The sequence below is a fragment of the Halomonas sp. 707D4 genome (genome assembly GCF_024158685.1).
Lineage (GTDB): Bacteria > Pseudomonadota > Gammaproteobacteria > Pseudomonadales > Halomonadaceae > Vreelandella.
Map to the genome: position 1 here is coordinate 1 of NZ_JAMZBD010000395.1, position 2,903 is coordinate 2,903.

4 protein-coding genes, 1 rRNA gene and 1 pseudogene are annotated in these 2,903 nt (G+C 62.3%); 3 read left to right on the forward strand and 3 right to left on the reverse strand.

Annotated features, from left to right (window positions below):
• The first annotated feature begins 1 nt into the window (after nt 1).
• Together rrf and rlmM are read left to right on the forward strand one after the other, a co-directional pair.
• Nucleotides 2-117 (forward strand): 5S ribosomal RNA (rrf, locus tag BIS11_RS14175).
• Nucleotides 118-241: 124 nt separating this feature from the next.
• Nucleotides 242-1,309 carry a 23S rRNA (cytidine(2498)-2'-O)-methyltransferase RlmM gene (gene rlmM / locus BIS11_RS14180; RefSeq protein ID WP_253426331.1) on the forward strand — a complete coding sequence of 356 codons (1,068 nt, stop codon included), beginning with the start codon at nt 242-244 and terminating at the stop codon, nt 1,307-1,309.
• 27 nt (nt 1,310-1,336) lie between these two features.
• Here rlmM and BIS11_RS14185 read toward each other — a convergent pair whose 3' ends face one another.
• Nucleotides 1,337-1,624 (reverse strand): antibiotic biosynthesis monooxygenase, encoded by a 288-nt coding sequence (locus tag BIS11_RS14185; protein WP_253586364.1) that lies wholly within the window; start codon nt 1,622-1,624, stop codon nt 1,337-1,339.
• Nucleotides 1,625-1,651: 27 nt separating this feature from the next.
• Between BIS11_RS14185 and tusA the strand changes: the two genes are divergently transcribed.
• Complete coding sequence (gene tusA, locus BIS11_RS14190) at nt 1,652-1,894, forward strand: sulfurtransferase TusA (protein WP_253426306.1); 243 nt, start codon at nt 1,652-1,654, stop codon at nt 1,892-1,894.
• Between the two features lie 7 nt (nt 1,895-1,901).
• On the opposite strand, the gene BIS11_RS14195 is transcribed toward tusA, so the two are convergent.
• Together BIS11_RS14195 and BIS11_RS14200 are read right to left on the reverse strand one after the other, a co-directional pair.
• Nucleotides 1,902-2,609, reverse strand: coding sequence for a hypothetical protein (locus BIS11_RS14195; RefSeq protein WP_253426304.1), 708 nt, complete (start codon nt 2,607-2,609; stop codon nt 1,902-1,904).
• A 109-nt stretch (nt 2,610-2,718) separates the two neighbouring features.
• Nucleotides 2,719-2,903: pseudogene (locus BIS11_RS14200) on the reverse strand (DUF3080 domain-containing protein); the annotation flags it as partial.

A 2,903-nucleotide genomic window follows, 5' to 3' on the forward strand; every position in this document is an offset into this window, starting at 1 on the left:
GCCTGACGACCATAGCCTGCGTGAACCACCCGATCCCATGCCGAACTCGGAAGTGAAACCGCAACGCGCCGATGGTAGTGTGGGGTCTCCCCATGCGAGAGTAGGTCATCGTCAGGCACCTATCCGAAAAATCCCCCGTCTCTTCGAGGCGGGGGATTTTTTTATGCGCGAGCGAAAACCCTGCCGTCACGGTGATATGATGCGCCGCCAATGTATGCAAAAAATGATGCGGGAGTAAAACGTGAGTGAGATAGCGCCCACCACCTGGCTGGTCTATTGCCGGCCCGGCTTCGAGCCCGATGCCCTGGCGGAAATGCAGCACCATGCCGCGCAAGGCGGCATATCCTGCGTACCGACGCTGGGGGAGGGGTGGGCAAGCCTTGCGCGTGATGACGGTGAGCCGGTCAATGCCTTGCATCGCGACGCTCGCTTCGAGCGGCTCATCTTCGCACGCCAGAGCCTGGCGGCGCTGCCTGCGCTTACACTTACGCGTGAGGATCGTCTTTCGCCGATTCTCGAGCAGGTCAAGCAGAGCGGCTGGAGCTTCGAGGAGATCTGGCACGAGACGCCGGATACCAATGATGGCAAGGCCTTGGCCAGGCTGATCAAGGCGCTCACCAAGCCTTTGGAGAGCCTGTTGAAAAAGCGCGGGGCGCTGCGCCGCAAGGCTGGCGGTCGACGTCTGCACCTGTTCTGGACGGGCGGCGATCGGGTACAGTTGGGCATAAGCTTTCCGGGCAACCGCAGCGAGCTCAAGAACGGCATTCGCCGACTGCGCTTTCCCTCCCGCGCGCCGAGCCGTTCGACGCTCAAGCTCGAGGAGGCCTGGCACGAGTTCATCCCGCGCGACGAGTGGGGAGTGCGCCTGGCAGCGCATATGCAGGCCGCCGATCTGGGAGCCGCGCCCGGAGGCTGGACCTGGCAACTGGTTCAGCGTGGCATGTACGTCTACGCCATCGACAACGGCCCAATGGATACGGCGTTGATGAAGAGCGGGCAGGTGGATCACTTGAAAGAGGACGGTTTCGTATGGGCGCCCGAGACGCGCCTTGACTGGCTGGTATGCGACATCGTCGACAAGCCTATTCGCGTGCTGACCATGGTGGAGCGCTGGCTGATCAATCGCTGGTGTCGCGAGGCGATCTTCAACCTGAAGCTGCCCATGAAAAAGCGCTGGGACGAGGTCACGCGTTGCCTGGACCGGCTGGAGGCATCGCTAGCCGAAGCCGGGGTGCGCGCCGAGATTCGTTGCCGCCATCTTTACCACGATCGCGAAGAGGTGACCGTGCACGTTCGTCTCATGGCGTGACGACGTAAAACGACATGGGCTGACGAGCTAGGGTACCGGCTCGAAGATCTGTACCGTTTCTTCCTCGGTGAGAAGCGGTAGAATGCGCTCCATGACGGTTGCCCGCGCCTCGCTTCGATGCCACTCTTGCCAAGCGCGTAGATCCCGCCACTGGGTGATCATCAGGCGACGATCCGAATGGCCGAGCTTGACCAGCGTCTCGCCGCCGATGAACCCTCGGGCACCGAGCGAGGCGCGCATGGCCTCACGCGCGGCCAGCTCGTACTCCTCTTCCAGGCCGGGCATGATACGTCGTTCGATGATCACTTTAACCATGTGCCTATTTCCTTATCGAGACCCGCGATGACCGATACCTTGCCCGCCTTCGACGATACCCTGGACACCACGGGCCTCTACTGCCCCGAACCCATCATGCTCATGCACAACAAGGTGCGGGACATGGCCTCGGGTCAGGTACTGCAGGTGATCGCGACGGACCCTGCCACCACGCGCGACGTTCCCAAATTCTGCCAATTCCTGGGCCACGAACTCCTCGACGAGCAGGTCCAGGGCGACGAATACCGCTATTTCATTCGCCTGGCCTGAGGATCCGTCAGGCCTCCTCCTCATCGCCCGGCACGATCATCATAGCCAGCGCCTCCAGGGTCGCCGGATCCTCTTCCAGGATGCGGTTGGCGATATGCCGCTGAAAGAAGTAGACCGTCTGGTGGCGACTCCTGGCATCATAGAGACAGGCGTCGCCGAGAAGAATCGGCGTCATCTGCGCCTTCTCATCGTCGGCCAGCAGCGCCTCGACGCTTCCATCACTGTAGAGTCGCCAGCCGAAGACGGGCTTCATGCACCAGGGAGAATCCGGGTGATTCATGCACAGCGCATGAGTGCCGAGGGTATCCGGCAACTGCTGGATGAGCGTGACGTCCCTTGATGCCTCGTACTCGAAATACTCCGCCGCGGCGACCAGCTCGGCGTACTTGTGTTCAGGAGGGGTATCGAAGATTTCGTCGGTTTCCGGATCGCGGTAGCCGATGAAGTAGCCGTTCTCGCGGCTGTCGAGCTCGCTGCAGGCACTCAAGCCTTCCATCCAGGGAACCAGTCCCACGACGTCGCCATCGTCACGCAGGCCCCAGGCCAGAATCGGCAGGCCGTAGAGGGTGTCGGGATTCGCCGCCAGCTGGTAGACCATTTCAAGGCCGTCGAGCTCTGGCGCCAGGCGGATCACGCACTTGCGCGCCTGGTGACGCTGACGCACGGTGGCCAGGTCGATGACCTGGGCAGAGTGGGGTGACAGGGGTCTACCCATAGTGTCCCTCCTGGTGCTGCGTGGTCACGACGTTGATAGGCGACGCCTACCGCGTAATTCAACCAATAGCACAGGATGGGGCCGAGGTTAAGAGGGGCGAATCTTTTTTTCAGTCGGCGACGCAGCGCGGGTAATGCGCGCGAAGCGCGGTGTGTTCGAGCCGGGCGAGCTGAAAACGCCTCCAGGGTGCAGCGTCATCGTCGAGTGACAGCCAGCGGCGCTGGTAAGCCGCCACGGCGTCTGGCGGGGCGACCGTGTGGGCCTCGATCAGCGCGTTGACCGCCCCCAGCACCC